Origin of the sequence: Paenibacillus sp. (assembly GCF_031177825.1) — a bacterium.
In the GTDB taxonomy this organism is placed as follows: Bacteria; Bacillota; Bacilli; order Paenibacillales; family YIM-B00363; genus Paenibacillus_AE.
Map to the genome: position 1 here is coordinate 172086 of NZ_JAPSKE010000003.1, position 16443 is coordinate 188528.

The 16443-nt window shown below is 61.8% G+C and carries 14 protein-coding genes; 7 read left to right on the forward strand and 7 right to left on the reverse strand.

Going from position 1 to position 16443, the window contains the following annotated elements; genetic code table 11:
* The first annotated feature begins 146 nt into the window (after positions 1-146).
* Positions 147-1172: an ABC transporter substrate-binding protein gene (locus RIN49_RS04985; RefSeq protein ID WP_309119062.1), complete on the forward strand. Its 1026-nt coding sequence runs from the start codon at positions 147-149 to the stop codon at positions 1170-1172.
* Positions 1173-1309: 137 nt separating this feature from the next.
* Positions 1310-1762, forward strand: coding sequence for a DUF441 domain-containing protein (locus tag RIN49_RS04990; RefSeq protein WP_309119063.1), 453 nt, complete (start codon positions 1310-1312; stop codon positions 1760-1762).
* 11 nt (positions 1763-1773) lie between these two features.
* Here the strand turns inward: RIN49_RS04990 and RIN49_RS04995 are convergent, their stop codons facing one another.
* Complete coding sequence (locus RIN49_RS04995; RefSeq protein ID WP_309119064.1) at positions 1774-2721, reverse strand: SPL family radical SAM protein; 948 nt, start codon at positions 2719-2721, stop codon at positions 1774-1776.
* Positions 2722-2879: 158 nt separating this feature from the next.
* Here RIN49_RS04995 and RIN49_RS05000 point away from each other — a divergent pair, with 158 nt between their 5' ends.
* Positions 2880-3365, forward strand: coding sequence for a hypothetical protein (locus tag RIN49_RS05000; RefSeq protein ID WP_309119065.1), 486 nt, complete (start codon positions 2880-2882; stop codon positions 3363-3365).
* Between the two features lie 82 nt (positions 3366-3447).
* Here RIN49_RS05000 and RIN49_RS05005 read toward each other — a convergent pair whose 3' ends face one another.
* The 3 genes from RIN49_RS05005 to RIN49_RS05015 all read right to left on the reverse strand — a co-directional run bounded on the left by RIN49_RS05005 (position 3448) and on the right by RIN49_RS05015 (position 11096).
* On the reverse strand, positions 3448-7980 hold the full coding sequence (locus RIN49_RS05005) for a glutamate synthase-related protein (RefSeq protein WP_309119066.1): 4533 nt from the start codon (positions 7978-7980) through the stop codon (positions 3448-3450).
* Positions 7981-8457: 477 nt separating this feature from the next.
* Positions 8458-9774, reverse strand: a complete 1317-nt coding sequence (locus RIN49_RS05010; RefSeq protein ID WP_309119067.1) for a glutamate-1-semialdehyde 2,1-aminomutase — start codon at positions 9772-9774, stop codon at positions 8458-8460.
* A gap of 278 nt (positions 9775-10052) precedes the next feature.
* Positions 10053-11096: an LCP family protein gene (locus tag RIN49_RS05015; RefSeq protein WP_309119068.1), complete on the reverse strand. Its 1044-nt coding sequence runs from the start codon at positions 11094-11096 to the stop codon at positions 10053-10055.
* A 186-nt stretch (positions 11097-11282) separates the two neighbouring features.
* Here RIN49_RS05015 and RIN49_RS05020 point away from each other — a divergent pair, with 186 nt between their 5' ends.
* From RIN49_RS05020 to bcp, 4 genes are read left to right on the forward strand one after another with little or no spacing between them, the layout of a single operon-like run.
* Positions 11283-12302, forward strand: coding sequence for an ABC transporter ATP-binding protein (locus tag RIN49_RS05020; RefSeq protein WP_309119069.1), 1020 nt, complete (start codon positions 11283-11285; stop codon positions 12300-12302).
* A complete protein-coding gene (locus tag RIN49_RS05025) occupies positions 12299-13093 on the forward strand; it encodes an ABC transporter permease (protein ID WP_309119070.1) in 795 nt (264 codons plus the stop codon). Before RIN49_RS05020 ends, RIN49_RS05025 begins: the two co-directional genes overlap by 4 nt.
* 5 nt (positions 13094-13098) lie before the next feature.
* Positions 13099-13884 carry an ABC transporter permease gene (locus tag RIN49_RS05030; protein WP_309119071.1) on the forward strand — a complete coding sequence of 262 codons (786 nt, stop codon included), beginning with the start codon at positions 13099-13101 and terminating at the stop codon, positions 13882-13884.
* On the forward strand, positions 13881-14378 hold the full coding sequence (gene bcp, locus RIN49_RS05035; RefSeq protein ID WP_309119072.1) for a thioredoxin-dependent thiol peroxidase: 498 nt from the start codon (positions 13881-13883) through the stop codon (positions 14376-14378). The genes RIN49_RS05030 and bcp overlap by 4 nt, the downstream gene beginning before the upstream one ends.
* Before the next feature lie 61 nt (positions 14379-14439).
* Here bcp and RIN49_RS05040 read toward each other — a convergent pair whose 3' ends face one another.
* The 3 genes from RIN49_RS05040 to RIN49_RS05050 all read right to left on the reverse strand — a co-directional run bounded on the left by RIN49_RS05040 (position 14440) and on the right by RIN49_RS05050 (position 16432).
* Positions 14440-14616 carry a hypothetical protein gene (locus RIN49_RS05040; RefSeq protein ID WP_309119073.1) on the reverse strand — a complete coding sequence of 59 codons (177 nt, stop codon included), beginning with the start codon at positions 14614-14616 and terminating at the stop codon, positions 14440-14442.
* A gap of 86 nt (positions 14617-14702) precedes the next feature.
* Positions 14703-15209: a GDYXXLXY domain-containing protein gene (locus RIN49_RS05045; RefSeq protein ID WP_309119074.1), complete on the reverse strand. Its 507-nt coding sequence runs from the start codon at positions 15207-15209 to the stop codon at positions 14703-14705.
* On the reverse strand, positions 15206-16432 hold the full coding sequence (locus tag RIN49_RS05050; protein WP_309119075.1) for a DUF2157 domain-containing protein: 1227 nt from the start codon (positions 16430-16432) through the stop codon (positions 15206-15208). The genes RIN49_RS05045 and RIN49_RS05050 overlap by 4 nt, the downstream gene beginning before the upstream one ends.
* Positions 16433-16443: the final 11 nt, after the last annotated feature.

Sequence of the window (16443 nt, forward strand, 5' to 3'; positions counted from 1 at the left end):
TTGTATGAGAACTGTTCTCACCTGTCAATGAAGATGAGAATCGTTTTCAAAAAATACCTTGACAGGTTGCCGCATCGTTTGTATAGTGAGGTTTGTCATCTTGCTGAGAATGATTATCAGACACATATGGGGAGTGGAATTGACTTATGAGAAAACTGTCGAACATAGCGCTCACGTCGATCGCGTTGTTGGCTTTGGCGTTCGGGTTGGCCGCCTGCGGCGGCGGAACGGACTCGCAGCAGACCGCGGCGGAGACGTCCGAACCGACGGAAACGACGAGCGATAACGGGGCGGCGACGTCCGAGGCAGCGCCGGAGGCGGAGCCGGCCACTCGCAGCTTTACGCACGCGATGGGGACGACGGACATCCCGACGAATCCGCAGCGCGTCGTCATCCTGACGAACGAAGGCACGGAAGCGCTGCTCGCGCTCGGCGTAACGCCGGTCGGCGCGGCGAAGTCGTGGCTCGGCGATCCGTGGTACGACCACATTAAGGACCAGATGAGGGACGTCGTGAACGTCGGGGAAGAAAGTCAGCCGAACCTGGAACTCATTATCGGCTTGAAGCCGGATCTCATTATCGGCAACAAGATGCGTAATGAAGAAATCTACGACGAGCTGAGCGCGATCGCGCCGACGGTGTTCGCGGAGACGCTTCGCGGCGATTGGCAGGTCAACTTCAAGATGTACGCCGACGTGCTCGGCAAGACGGCCGAAGGCGAGAAAGTGATGGGCGACTACGAGGCGCGCATCGCGGATCTGAAGACGAAGCTCGGCGACAAGCTGTCGACGCAAGTGTCGATCGTGCGCTTCATTGCGAACGACACGCGGATTTATTGGAAGGATACGTTCTCGGGCGTCATCCTGAGCCAGATCGGCTTGGCGCGTCCGCCGGCGCAGGATATCGACGATTTCGCGGCCCGCGGCGTAACGAAGGAGCGGATCGAGGAGATGGACGGGGACATCCTGTTCTACTTCTCTTACGAGCTCGGCGACGGCGGCGCGACGGCCGTCGAAGAAGATTGGTTGAACGATCCGCTGTGGCAGACGCTCGACGTCGTGAAAGCGGGCAAGGCGTACAAAGTAAGCGACGCGATCTGGAATACGGCCGGCGGCGTCATCGCGGCGAATCTGATGATCGACGATCTGTATAAGTACTTCGAAGTAAAATAAGCTCGAATGCAAGAAGCGAGCCGGGGAGAAATCCTCGGCTCGCTTCTTTGCGTTCGGCGTCGCCGCGGACGGTTAGCGGCAACGATATTGGAAATCCTATGCATCATCCGATACGAACGGGAAGGAGAATCCGCACCATGCCGTCCGTCGATCTGCCGTCCGCGGCGCTGCTGGTCTTGGCCGCGCTCGGCATTCTCGGCAACAATTCCACCGTCGCCATCGCCGTCGTCGTCTTGCTCCTGCTACGCGTAACGAAACTCCATCAGGTGTTCCCGTGGCTGGAGAACTACGGCCTCACCGCCGGCATCGTCATCTTGACCGTCGGCATTCTCGCTCCGATCGCCAGCGGGAGCCTCGACCTTCGCGCGGCGGTTGCGTCGCTCCTGCGATGGCAGTCGCTGGCCGCGGTCGCCGTCGGATTGTTAGTCGCCTATCTCGGCGGCCGAGGCGTGACGCTCATGTCGCAGCAACCCGCGATCGTGACGGGGTTGCTGCTGGGGACGATTCTGGGGGTCGCCTTGTTCCGCGGGGTCCCCGTCGGGCCGCTCATCGCCGCAGGCATCCTCTCGTTGCTGCTCGGCGCGAAGTGAGCGCGAGGCTGTTAGAACGCGAAACTGAGCTGTTCCGGCTGCGGCCTCGCGTTCGACGGCGCTGCGGCCGGGGGGCGACGGACGGGAGCCGGCTCGGGAAGACCGTGCCGCGCCGATACGGCTTCGATGCGCCGCTTCATCTTGTCGGCATACGATCGTTCGACGTAGGCGTTCTGATATAACCGGGTGTAAGGCTGGATCAGCTCCGGGAAATGCGTCTCGAGCGTATGGTAATACCACATCTTCACGTCGGGGGACAGCCGCAGCAGCGACGTCATCGCGAAGCCGGCGCCCCGCGCCTTCGCCTCGGCGAAGAGCGCGTCGAGCGTCTCTTCGCCGTCGGTGAGCAGCGGCAGAATCGGGGCGGCGAAGATGCCGACGGGGAAGCCGGCGTCGGCGAGCGCCCGGACCGCGCGCATTCGCCCGGCCGGGTGGGGCGAAGCGGGCTCCAGCTTTCTCGCGACCGCCGCGTCCAGCGTGTTAACGCTAATGTTGATCGACGTGACGTCGACGTCGCGCAGTATGTCCAAATCCCGCAGGACGAGCGGGGAGCGGGTCGTTACGGACGTCGGGACGCGGTAGCGCGCCAGCACTTGCAGGCAGCGGCGCGTCTGCCGCGACTTCGCCTCGATCGGCTGGTACGGGTCCGTCGCAGTGCCGACGGCGACGGGACCGATGCGGGGGCCGACGTCGGAATCGCGCAGGCCGTGCCTGCGTCCGAACGTGCGGAGCTGGGATTCCAACGCTTCGGCGGCGTTATCCTTAATGAAAATATGATGCTGGAATTCGTCGGTAGCTTCCTTGCCGAGGAACGTCTGAAACGCGCGCGCATAACAGAAGCTGCAGCCGTGCGCGCAGCCGCGGTATGGGTTGAGCGACCAGTCGAACGGCATGCGTTCGACCTTCACGCGGTTCAGGACGAGCTTGGCGGTGACGGATTCGAATTGTTTGGTCGTCATACGATACGCTCCTGCTCTGATAGGAACTTGTGTTCGTATATGGAGTATATCACAATCCTGACTCGAATGCGAACGCAAGTTTGCAAAAAAAACGGTGCAACCCTGCTTCGCCTTGGAGCGTCTAATCGATATGGAAACCGGTGGAAAGAGGTGGAGGGATGTCATACAAGCTTATCGGGATGTTACTCGCGATCGGCGCGATCGCCGCGGGCTGCATGGCGGCGCCCGGCGAGCGCCCGGTGCTGCCCGCGAAGGCGCAGATCGAGTCCTTGCCGGAATCGAATTCCGTTCCGATCCCGGAGTCGAAGGAGCCCGATCCCGCGGAAGCGATCTATGCGGACGAGAGCAAGTACGGCGGCGAAGAATTGAAGCTGATCCAGACGATTAACCGGTCCGTCCGGTTCCAGAACGAGGGAGATCAAGACGGATATATGAGCTTGCTCGCGGAAAACAGCAATCTGGGTTTTCCCTCCAGGAAGGTGCAGAAGATCGAAGTCGTCGGCATTCGTCTGCATACGCCTAAGGAGTTATCTGCGATCGTAACGACGAGAACGTGGCTGGAAGGGGACGGGGACGTCTATTCGGACGGGTTCTACTTGCTTAGCAAGGAAGAAGAGGAATGGAGGATCGTCGATAAAGATTAAGGGTTAGCCGATGTTTGGGAACATGACAAATCCCCCGGGGAGTTCGAGCCCCGGGGGATTTGTCGTTCGCGTGCCGTTATATTTATTCCGTAGCGACCGATTGATCGGCTTGCATCGTGACCGGCGAAATCCGGACGAAGTGCGCGTCGAGATTCTCGAGCATCGAAGCGATGTTCGCCGCGGTTTCCGCTTGGCCGGATTTCTCCAGCTCGGAGCGGTAGATGCCGAGCAGCTCTTCCAGGTCGGTGCGGCTCTTGTCGCCCAACGCCGTGATGCTGACCTTCGCACCTTTGGCGACGCGGCGATTGATCGCAGCAATGTCGAGGCCGAGCTCCGGCTGCAGACGCTGGTAGATGACGCCGCCCGTCATGCCGGCGCAAATCCAAGGACCCGGATCGCCCATGACGACGGCGCGGCCGTTCGTCATGTATTCGAACGCGAAGCCCTTCAGGTTCGCGCGGCCGGCCATATTGCCGATGTCGTCCCGGATCGGACCGACGAGCTCGCCGCCGAAGATGACGTCGGCGCCCGAGAGACGAATGCAGGCGCGGGAGTCTGCGTTGCCTTGAACGATGAAGGTGCCCTTCTGCGCGCCGTAGGCGAACGACTTGCCGACGGAACCGTTGATGAATGCTTTATGCTTGCTCGGCGCTTTGAGAATCGCGATCTTGCCGCCGAACGCCATCTTCGCAACGCCGTCTTCCGCGCCGCCGTGAACCGTGATGTCCACGCCGCGGGCGTTGAACGCGCCGAGACCGTTACCCGGTACGGAGCCGTCCGTCAGCTCGAGCGAAATGCCCGGAAGCTGGTCATAGCTGCCGTCGAACCGGTCGCGGACGCGGTTCGAGGAGAAGCGCGAACCGATGATGCGCGTCTCGGCGCTGACTTTGCTCCAACGCTTCGCGATCGGCGACTCGAAGCTAAGCGCGCTCGGATACATCGCCGCTTCCGCGCCTACGGCCGCGAGTACCGGCTCGGCGGAAGCGACGGCGGCTTCTTGAGCGGCCGGAGCGATGAATTGCAGCGGAGCCGGACGAAGGATCGCCGACAGGTCGATCTTCTCGAGCGCGTTCACCTGCTGCAGCAGATCGGAACGACCGACGAGATCTTGCGCGTTCTTGTAGCCGAGCGCCGCGACGATGTCGCGGACTTCTTCGCCGATGCCCGAGAACAAGCGAACCAGGGCGTCGACCGCGTTGTCGTATACGCGGGGAACGAAGCGGCGGAGACCTTTCTCTTCGGCTTCTTCCATCGAGTCGATCTGCGTCGCGATGCCGACGTGGCACGTGTCGAGGTGACAGCCGCGGCACGTCGTGCAGCCGATCGCTTGCATCGAGATGGAGCCGAAGCCGCAGCGGTTCGCGCCGAGCATCATCATCTTCACGACGTCCGCGCCGGACTTCAGACCGCCGTCGGACCACAGCTCGACGCGATGGCGAAGACCCGCTTCGATCAACGCGACGTGCGCGAGCTTCGTGCCGATCTCCGTCGGCAGGCCGACGTGCTGCAGCGAGTGCATGCGCGCCGCGCCGGTGCCGCCGTCGAAGCCGGACAGCGTGATGACGTCCGCGCCGGCTTTGGCGACGCCGACCGCGATCGTGCCGATGCCCGGAACGACCGGCACCTTCACGATGATTTTCGCGTTATGGTTGCTTGCTTCCTTCAACTCGCTGATGATCTGCGCGAGATCCTCGATCGAGTAGATGTCATGGTTGTTCGAAGGCGAGATCAGGTCGGAGCCGATCGTCGCGTTCCGCGCGGCCGCGATCTTCGCCGTTACTTTGGAGCCCGGCAGGTGACCGCCTTCGCCCGGCTTCGCGCCTTGGCCGATCTTAATCTCGAGGAACGCCACCGCGTTCGCGAGCTCGACGTTCACGCCGAATCGTCCGGATGCGACCTGCGCGCCGCGCGTCCGCTTGTAGCGGCCGAGCATATCCTTGATTTCTCCGCCTTCGCCGTTCATCGTCACCATGTTTAGACGTTCGCCGGCTTCCGCGTATGCGCGGAACGCCGTCTCGTTCTGAGAGCCGAACGACATGGAGGAGATGAGCATCGGCAGATCGTGGTCGCCGACGCCGATATTGACGTCCTTCGGATCGAGCGGCTTGCGGCCGTCCGACAACGCCTTCTCGTAATTGAAGTCCGCGACGTGACGAATGCTGATCGGGTTCTTCGCTTCTTCTTCGCGCAGCTTGTCGCGGTAGTCCGTGTAAGGAGCCGCGCCGGAAGCCGCGTCGCCGAGCGCTTTCCACATCCGTTGGAAGAAGCGGAAGTTCTTGCCCGCCTTGGCCTTCGGATTGTTGTTATAGTCCTCGTAACGAGCGACCGCGTCCGCTTCGAGCTGCGCGAAGCCCGTGCCCGCGTTCTCGCTGCCGAGGTAGTTGACGATATCGAGCACTTCCGCGACTTCCGGGTGGAGTCCGATCGACGAGAAGAATCGCGTATACCCGCGAAGCTCGTGCGTACCGATCGTGGAAATGACCTTCTCGAGACCCTTCTGAAGCGTAGTGAACACCTTCTGGGCCGCCGCCGCGCCTTCCTTCGCCGCCGCCGTCGCGAACAACACGTACGGGGAAATCAGGTCCGCGCCGAGACCGCAAGCGACCGCGATGTCGTGCAGGTTGCGGACCGAAGCGGAGCGAAGCGCGATCGCCGCTTGACGGCGCAAGTTGTCGCCTTGGCCGAGCTTCACGGACTTCAGCGCGATGTCGACGCGGGAAACCGCGAGATGCGCGTCGATCCACAGACGGTCGTTGCCGTTCGCTTCGCCGTCGTCGAGCAGGAGCAGGCTGGCGCCGCCGCGAACGGCGGCGATCGCGTCGTCCGCGAGCTTGTCGAGCGCGGCCTTCAGCGATTCTCCGCGGCCGAACGTGAGCGACAACGTCGCGACGGAGCCGGCTTTGGACGCTTCGAACGCGGCAACGAGCGATTCGAGCGAAGGTTGGCCGACCGCTTCCAAGCTGCCGACGCCGTTGGAGCCTTCGAGCACGAGCGGAGCCGGAAGCTCGACGCGCAGGCGGCCGTCCGGTTCGCCGTAGATCGTCGGACGAGGGCCGACGACGACGCGGGTGGAGAAGTGCTCCTGCTCGCGGTCGCGGTCGATCGCCGGGTTCGTGACGACCGCGACGCTTTCTTTAATGAAGTCTGCGATATTTTGCCGTTCCCAGTTCAGCGCCGCGAGCGGGCCGTCGTAACCGAGCGAGCGGATCGGCTCCGCGCCGGTTTCCGACATCGCTTCGACCATCTGGATGCCTTCGCGATCCCAGCCGGCAGCCGCGTACAGCGCATCCGTCACTTGGACGTCCGCGTTCGGAGCAGCGATCGGGAATTCGTTCTTATAGAACAATTGGTCGCGAAGTCCCGCGAAGTCGACGCGCTGCTTCGCGCGCTCGAGTACGGTCGTCTGAAGCTCTTCGTACGGAATGACTTGCACATGTTCGCCGCGCGTCAGGACGACGCCGATCTTCTCGCCCGGAGCGATCGGCTTCGGGTCCGCGACCATCTCGCTGACCGTGATCACGCCTTGCTCGGAGGAGAAGTAAAGCGACGTTTCGCTTTCGACCATCCACAACGGGCGAAGGCCGAGAGCGTCTACGCTGAATACGCACTCGTTGTTGTAACGGGATACGATGGCAGCCGGACCTTGCGCGTAATGTCCCCAAATTTGGCGATAATAAACGTAAAGATCTTGCAGCTCCGGACGGAACGACTTCATCTCGTTATGAATCGGAGGGAAGACGAGCTCCATGGCCTCGAAGTGCGAGAAACCGTGGCGGTGAATGAACGTCTCGATCGTCCGGTTCATGTCTTGAGAGTCCGAGCCGCCGTCGACGAGCGGAACGCCGATCATGTCGGCTTCGTAGCGCATCTTCTTCACGGTATTGATCTCGCCGTTGTGACCGAGCAAGGAGAACGGCTGTACGCGGAAGAAGCTCGACAGCGTATTCGTGGAATAGCGGTTGTGACCGATCGTCGCCTGAGCGGCGAAGAGCGGGTCTTGCGTGTCTTTGAAATATTTCGGCAGAATGCTCGCGGAGCCCATGACCTTATAAGCGGCCGTTACGTTGCTGAGCGACGCGACATGCACGTTGTATTTGCTTTCGATTTCGACGTGCAGCTCGAAGAGATGATCGGCGACGTTGACGCCGTCCTTCTCCGTAATCGCGGCGACTTGCCAGAACGTCGGTTCGTCGTTGCGGCCGTTCGGGCCGAGCACGGCGCCGTTCGTTTCGTTTTCCTGTTCCAATACGATCTTCACGCCGTACTTCGCGAACAAGTCGCGCATGCCGTTCTGCATGTCGCTTGCCGATATATCCAACTTCCGAGGCACGAAAATATGCGCGACGGAGAAGCGGTCGTCGAATGCGAGCTGGCCGTCGAGACCGGCTTTCTCGAGCTTGCTCTGCCACAGGGCGCGCGGAATGTCCGTGAGAATGCCGCAGCCGTCGCCTTCCCCGTCGATAAACCCGGAGCGGTGCTCCATCTTTACGAGGGCGTCGATCGTCTTTTGGATGTTGTCGCGGGACGGATGTCCGTTCTTCTCGATGATGCAGATGACGCCGCAGCTGTCGTGCTCTTCGAGCAGCAGTCCTTCAAACAATCCTTCGTTCTTCATAGCTTGGTTCATGCGTGCGGTCAGTAGTCTGACCCTCACCTCCTGAGGAATTGGATTCGGGCATGCATAATTATGCAACTGCGCTGAATAAAAAGCGCTCAACCTTCGCGGCATAAAATCGACGATACAAAGGGGGGATAACGAAAAACGTAGTGCGAAACACGCGGTAAATCGTTCTAAACCTCACATGGCATGACAGGTTATCCCGCGTCAGTGCTAGAGGCTGAAAAGTAGATATAGAATAACATGAAATGTTACACGCGACAATAAAGAAAAGGACGAATAAAAGACTGAAAGCGTTTCAAAATGTATAATAATATTTATAACGGTGAATAATCATATTTTTTGAACAATGGATAATTGTTGCGCTCGGGCTATATCCTCTCCTCTTGTTTATACCATTCGCGCACGAGAATATCAGCAAGCAGATTCAGACAATAATGCCCCGGCGACCAAGAGGTCCCGGGGCGAGCCGATTTATTTCAACTTGGAAAATGCTCTCTCCGCCGCTGCGATCGTCGCAGCGACGTCTTCTTCGGAATGGGCGGTCGTGAGAAACCACGCCTCGTATTTGGACGGCGCGAGCAGCACGCCCTCGTCCAGCATGAGCTTGAAGAAGCGGCCGAACGTCTCGCCGTCCGTGTCCTGCGCCTCGTCGTAGTTCGTGACGGGGTGGCTGCAGAAGTGCGTGGACAGCGCACCGCGCACCCGGTTGATCGTCAGCGGCATGCTGTGCGCGTCCGCCGCGGCTTGCAGTCCGTCTTGCAGCTTGCGGCCGAGCGCATCGAGTCGTTCGTACGTGCCGGGACGGGCGAGCTCGACGACGCAGGCGAGGCCCGCCGAGACGCTCATCGGGTTGCCGGCGTGGGTGCCCGCCTGGTACGCGGGACCGAGCGGCGCGACCTGCGCCATGATGTCCTCGCGTCCGCCGTAAGCGCCGATGGGGAGGCCGCCGCCGATAATTTTGCCGAGGGCGGTGAGGTCCGGCTCGATGGCGGCGGCGTCGGTCGCGCCGGCGCCTTCGAGGAACGTCGACGCGGCGCCCCAGTGGAAGCGGAACGCGGTGATGACTTCGTCGTAAATGACGAGCGCGCCCGCGTCGTGCGCCATTCGGCGGACGCCTTCGAGAAAGCCGGGCGCCGGCGCCACGATGCCGAAGTTGCCGACGATCGGCTCCACGAGCACGGCCGCCGTCTCGGCGCCCCAGCGTTCGAGCGCAAGTCTCAGGCTATCCAGGTCGTTGAAGGGCACCGTGATCACCTCGGACGCGACGCCTTGCGGCACGCCGGCGCTGTCCGGCACGCCCAGCGTCGACGGACCGGAACCGGCCGCGACGAGCACGAGGTCGGAGTGCCCGTGGTAGCAGCCCGCGAACTTGATGATTTTCGTGCGCCCCGTGTACGCGCGCGCCACCCGGATCGTCGTCATGACGGCCTCGGTCCCCGAGTTCGTAAAGCGCACCTTATTTAATGAAGGAATCGCTTTCTTCAACTGCTTGGCGAACTCGATTTCGAGCTCGGTCGGCGTGCCGTAGAGGGCGCCGTTCAGCGCCGCTTTGTGAATCGCTTCGGTGACGGCCGGGTGACTGTGACCGAGGATGATCGGCCCGTACGCGGCTAGGTAGTCAATGTAGCGATTGTCGTCCGCGTCCCAGAAGTAGGCGCCTTGGCCGCGCTTCATAAAGACGGGGGCCCCCCCGCCGACCGCCTTGAACGAGCGCGACGGACTGTTTACGCCGCCGACGATATGTTGTAACGCTTCATTATATAGCGTTTCGGAATTCGATCGATTCATGGAAAGAGCACACCTTTCAAATATGGAAATTATGCAGATCGCCGAGATCGCGCTGTCGACGCACGCCGACCAACCGCCGAGATGAATTACTGTCCGGATCGGGGAGGACCTCCCCAATCATCGAGGCGCGTTGCCCCAACTTTTGAGGAATCCCGCCCCAACCGCTGTCACCACGCCTGTAAGCGCGAAATCGCGCTTGCCTCGCCGCGCCGCCCGCGCAACGCTAAGGGGGCCGCCCCGAGTCGCTACGACCCGGGACGGCCCCCTTCACGCACGCGTTAGCCGTCGCTGCCCTCGTCCGGCCCGCCGAGCGCGGCGTCCTTCGGATCGGCTTCGCGGACCGTCGGCGCCGTTGCTTTCGCGAACGACTCCGCGATGAACTCCTGCAGGTCGTCGGGGTCGACCGTCAGCACCGACGCGCCGCCGACCGATTCCTCGCGCAGCAGGTTCGACGGCGGCAGCTGCACGCCCGCCACCTGATTCGCCTTCGCCTCGAAGCCGAGCGCGCCGAGCTTGATCATCTCCGCCACCGTTAAGTTCGACTCGATGTACGGATCGATCGCCGCCAAAATTTGCGGCAGCCGGAACAGCGACCCCGTCGTCTGCAGCTTCTGCGCGACGGCCGTCATGAAGTTGCGCTGCCGCTCCGTCCGGGCGAAGTCGCTCAGCGCGTCATGCCGGAATCGGACGTATTGCAGCGCCGTGCGGCCGTCCATATGCTGCATGCCGGCTTTCAGGTCGATGTCGTATTCCGGACCGTCGGCCCGCGATGTATAGCGCATGTCCTTCTCGACCTCGAAGTCGATGCCGCCGATCTCGTCGATCAAGTGGACGAACCCTTCGAAGTCCGTATATACATAATACTGAATATTGAGGCCGGTCAGCTCGCTGGCGGTTCGCATCGCAAGCTTCGGCCCGCCGAGGACGATCGCCGAGTTGATCCGCTCCGACCCGTGGCCGGGAATGCGCACGTACGTGTCCCGCAGGAGCGAGAACAGATGCGCCTTCTTCGTTACCGGATCGATCGACGCGATCATCATCGTATCCGAGCGCGGAATCTCGTTCTTCTTGAGACCGCGGGAATCGCCGCCGAGCAGCAGCACGTTCACACGGTCGGTGCCCTCCCACTTCGGCGTTTCGTATTCGACCTCGGTCACCGTCTCCGGCGACGGCAATGACGATACCGGCGGGTCTTTGAAGATGTCGAACCGGGAGGGGGTGTCCCGATCGTCCGCAAAGATGTAAAAGGAATATCCATAATATCCGATGACGCCGAGCGTCAACACGACGAACGTAATGGCGGCGGTCTTCAGCCAAGTCATGTCGCTTTTCCTCCGTCCGGGGTAATGGTATCATTATCATCAAGTTCCGCGCGCTTTAGCCGTTCTGCCAAGACGAACCAACTAAAAATATATAACGTCGAGACGGCGGCGAAAGTTGCGCGCCCTTAGTATTATAGCGATAAACCATTAACCGCATCAAGGAAAAGGAAAGAGGAGCCGTAACTTATGCTAGCGATCGACGTCGAACGACTGCGCAAGCAGTTTCGCGTCCAGAAGAGCCGGGAAGGGCTCAAGGGCGCGATTCGCGACTTGTTTCAGCGAGAATACCGCGAAGTGACCGCGGTGAACGATATCAGCTTCCAAATCCCGCAAGGGGAAATCTGCGGATATATCGGCGAGAACGGCGCCGGCAAATCGACGACGATCAAGATGCTGACCGGCATTCTCGTGCCGACCTCGGGCCGGATCGTCGTGAACGGCTACGTCCCGTTCGAGGACCGCGAGAAGTTCGTCCAAGGCATCGGCGTCGTCTTCGGACAGCGCAGCCAGCTATGGTGGGACCTCGGCGTCATCGAGTCGTTCAACCTGTTGCGCAAGGTATACCGCGTGCCCGAGCGCGATTACAAGCTTAGACTCGACGAGCTCATCCAGCGTCTGGATCTCGGCGACCTGCTGAACCGCCCGGTGCGCAAGCTGTCGCTCGGCCAGCGCATGCGCTGCGAGATCGCCGCGGCGCTGCTCCACAACCCGTCGATCTTGTTTCTCGACGAGCCGACGATCGGCCTCGACATCGTGGTGAAGACCGAAATCCGCGAGTTCCTGAAGTCGCTGAACGAGCGGTTCGGCACGACGATTCTGCTGACGACGCACGATCTGCAGGACATCGAAGCGCTCTGCTCGCGCGTCATCATGCTCGACGACGGCAAGATCATCTACGACGGCGGCCTGCAGCGGCTGAAGGAAACTTGGGGCCGGGGCAAGGAGATCGTCTTCCGGTTCGGGACGGGGATGCCGCTCAGCGAGCTCGAACGGCTGACGGCGGGCCTTGAAGTCGTCTGGTCGACGGACAACGACTACGAAGCCAGAGCCGCGCTGCCGCAAGGCGCGAACGTCTCCGAGACGCTGGCGCGCGTCGTCGGCGCCGTCGACATTCGCGACATCAAGATCGAAGAGACGAATACCGACGAAATCGTTAGAGAAATCTACAAGACCGGTTCTTCGGAGAAGGCGGAGGCCGCGCGATGAATCCGGCGTATCTCGAGCTCATTCGCATGCGGTTCCTCATGATGCTCGCGTACCGCGTCAACTATTACAGCGGCATCGCGATCTACGCGATCAACATCGGCGCGTACTACTTCGTCTGGTCGGCGATTTACGCCGGGAAGCCGGAGCTCGGCGGCTTCACGATCGCGCAGATGACGACGTACATCGCCGTCTCCTGGATGGCGCGGGCGTTCTATTTCAATAACCTGGACCGGGAAATCTCGAACGAAATCCGCGACGGCAGCGTCGCGATTCAGTTCATCCGACCGTACCAATACATCGTCGTGAAGATGATGCAAGGCCTCGGCGAAGGCATCTTCCGCCTGTTCCTGTTTTCCGTCCCGGGCATGATCGTCGCGAGTCTCTTGTTCCCGGTGTCGCTGCCGCGGGATCCGGGCGTCTGGGGCATGTTCCTCGTCATGCTGTTCTTTAGCTTCTTAATTAATACGCAGATTAATATTTTGATCGGTTTAGGAGCGTTCTTCCTGGAAAACAGCGAAGGCCTCATGCGCATGAAGCGCGTGGCGGTCGACCTGTTCTCCGGATTGATCATTCCGCTGTCGTTCTTCCCCGGCTGGGCCGAATCGCTGCTCGCGCTGCTGCCGTTCCAGGCGATTACGTACCTGCCTGCGACCGTATTCACCGGCCGGACGGCCGGGACCGAGGCGCTGTCCGCGCTCGGCGTGCAAGCGATCTGGTTCGCGCTTCTCGTCGGCCCGATGTTCTGGCTGTGGCGGAAGGCGAAAAACCGGTTGTTCGTGCAGGGAGGGTAAGAGGGATGTTTACCGCGGGCATTTTCTGGGACTATCTGAAGACTTATTTGAAAACGCGCATGCAATACCGGTCCGACTTCTGGGTGGAGGTGTTCTCGGACCTGCTGTTTCTGGCGATGAACCTCGTCTTCATCGTCGTCATCTTCGAGCATACGCAGCTGCTCGACGGCTGGACGCGGGAGCAGATCATCTTCGTGTACGGGTATTTCATGGTGCCGTGGGGCATTTTCTCCGCATGTTTCGGCTTATGGGGATTTACGGAGCGATATATCGTGAAGGGGGAACTGGACCGGGTGCTGACGCGTCCGGTGCACAACCTGGCGCAGCTGATGCTGGAAAATCTCGACCCGCCGGGCCTGCTCTCCTCGATCATCGGCATCGCGATCATGGCGTACGCCTGGCCGGCGCTCGGCGTCTCGCTCGATTGGTACGACCCGCTCGTCTTCCTGCTGCTCGTCGCGGGCTCGGTCATGGTATACGGCGGCATCTACATCGCGTTAACCGCGATCTCGTTCTACTCGGATTCGCCGACGGGAATCCTGCCGCTGATGTACAACATTCAGAGCTACGGACGGTATCCGATTACGATATACAACAAGATATTGCAGCTCGTCCTGACGTGGGCGCTGCCGTTCGCCTTCGTCGGATTTTATCCGGCCGCGTTCTTCCTGGAGGCGGACGACCTGCTCGGCTATGCCTGGCTGACGCCGGTCGTCGGCGCCGTGTTCTTAGGGTTCGGGCTGTTCGTCTGGAACACGGGCATCAAGCGATATAGGGGGGCCGGATCATGAGCGTAAACGAGGGCAAGAGCGATGCGAAGGAAATCAAGCTGCCGGTCGTCGGCCGCAAGGCGCCGGACTTCACGCTGCCGACCGGGGACGGCGGGACGTTCAAGCTGAGCGAGCAGAAGGGGAAGAAGGTCGTTTTATATTTCTACCCGCAGGATCAGACGCCGACGTGCACGCAGCAGGCGTGCGAGTTCCGCGACTTCCACGGCAAGTTCGCCGAGCTCGGCGCCATCGTCGTCGGCGTGTCGCCGGATCCGCCGAAGTCGCATGCGAAGTTCGCCGAGAAGCAGGCGCTGCCGTTCCCGCTGCTGTCGGACGAGTCGCTGAAGGTATGTAAGAAATACGGCGTCTGGCAGTTGAAGAAGCTGTACGGGCGCGAATATATGGGCGTCGAGCGCTCGACGTTCCTGATCGACGAGAAGGGCAAGCTCGTCCGCGCGTGGCGCAAGGTGCGGCTGAAGCATCATATCGCCGACATTTTGGAGGCGCTGCAATAGAAAACGACCGCTTCGAGGCGCTTGCAGCCTACGGGAGCGGTCGTTTTCTTCGTCGTGCCATTTATCGGTCTAACGACGGAGCGTCGCGGCGCGCGTCTTCCTGAGACGCCGGACGGCGGTCCGTCGGGACGGTCACCTGCTGAGCGGGACGCGTCGGAATCGGCGCGTAAGGCGCATAAGGCGAATAAGGCTCGGACGGCGGCGTGAACGGGAGCGGGGGATGAACGACTAACACCATAAGTATACTTCCTCTCTTCTTATCGATGTTTCTTTACCACCACTTATCCTATTCCGCATCTTCGAAAATGTGACACCCGCGCCGAATTATTTTTTCGTGAGCACGTCCGTCAGCGTCGCTCGTCCCCAAGGCGCGATCTTCGCGACGACGATCAAGTCGGCCGCCCGCTCCTCCAGCGCGAGACCGGCGCCCTCCGGCACGTAGTAACGCTCGAGCCCGTATCGGACGACGATCTCCTGTTCCCATTGCCACGTCACGAGCCCCTTGATCAACGCTTGCTCCGGCGGAACCGCGACGCGGCTCGGGTATGCGGCGACCGCGGCGAAGACGTCGCCCTTCGGCGCGACCGCGACATAGATCGCGTCGCCTTCTTCGGGAAGCGCCTCGCCGCGCCATAACGACGGAGACAGCCGGCTGATGTTGTACGACAACGTCACGTAGTCGCCGTACAGGATGTCTCGCGGATCGACCGGCACGGTCTGCAGCCGCACCTCCTTGCCGAACCAGACGGCGGCGTAGGAGGAGACGGCGAGGCCGAGCAGGAAGATCGCTTGCGCGAGAACGAGAATCGCGAACCACCGAAATTTCGTCATCGCTCCTCCTCCTTCGTCGCTTCCCGCAGCACGACCTTCTTCCGCCGGCCGAGGAACCAACTCAGGGTGAGCAGCAGGGCGCCGCCGAGCAAGAAGAAGAGCGATTTGTCGAGGAACGCCCACGTCAGCTTGAAGTAGGCGGCCATCGTCGCGAGCAGGAACGCGGCGGTGCCGGAGTTAATGCGCGGCCGCGATTCCTCCTCGTAGCCGCGGAGCAGCGCGTACAGCGCGAACGCGAACGCCGCGACGAGATACAGGACGGGCATCGCGGACGGCGCGGCGTACAGGAAGGGCGCGAACGGCAGCCAGTCGAGCAGCGACAAGGCGTCGCCGCGTCGGCGCTTCGCGTACGCCGAGACGGCGAACAGCGCCAGCAGCGCCGGCAGATAGACCCAAGCGTCGAGGGGCGTCGGCGCGCCGAGCGGTCCGGCGAACAAGACGATGCCGAGCGCGAACAGGAACGCAGCGGCGAGCGCGGGCCATTGGACCGCGCGGCGCAAGCGATCGCCGCGCAGCAGATCGCCGACGGCGTATAGCAGGGCCATCGGGACGAACATCGCGCCGAACGGCCATTCCATCGCGAGGACGAGCAGCAGCGTCTGCCCGACGATGCCGATCGACCAGAGCGCCGGGACGAAACGAGACTCGCGGCGGCGGAGGGCGAACCACGGCAGGGCGAGCGCCAATACGGCGAACGCCGTCCAGCTGAAGCGGCCGCCGAACGCGCTAAGGCTGTACCCTTGCGCCACGAACGTAAGGACGAGCGCGACGGCGTACAAATACCGGCTGCGTAGCGTATACGCGAGCGCCGCGCCGGCGGCGGACCAGACGACGAGGGTCGCCGCGCCGTACATGACCATGTGAAACATTTGGTGCACGAGAATCATGCCGCCGCCGAAGGCGAACAAGCCGACGCTGGCGATCGCGACGCCGAGCCGTTCGCGCCCGCGCGCGATCAGCCGGCCTCCGGCGGCGTAAGCCGCCAGCATGACGGCGAGCAGCTGCGCCTGGCGCAGCTCGTTCGCGAGCGCCTGCCAGTTCGCGGCCACGAAGCTGAGCACGCCGAGTCCGAGCAGCAGCCCGCCGAGCAGCGGCAGAACGCCGACGCTTCGCTCCGGGCTGCCGTCGTCGTACAAGGCGCGGATGCGCGCGAGCTGGTCCGGAGTAACGAGCTCTTCGCGTACCCAGCGGTCGCCTTCGCGGGCGAGCCATTTCTTAGACATGCCGATTCCTC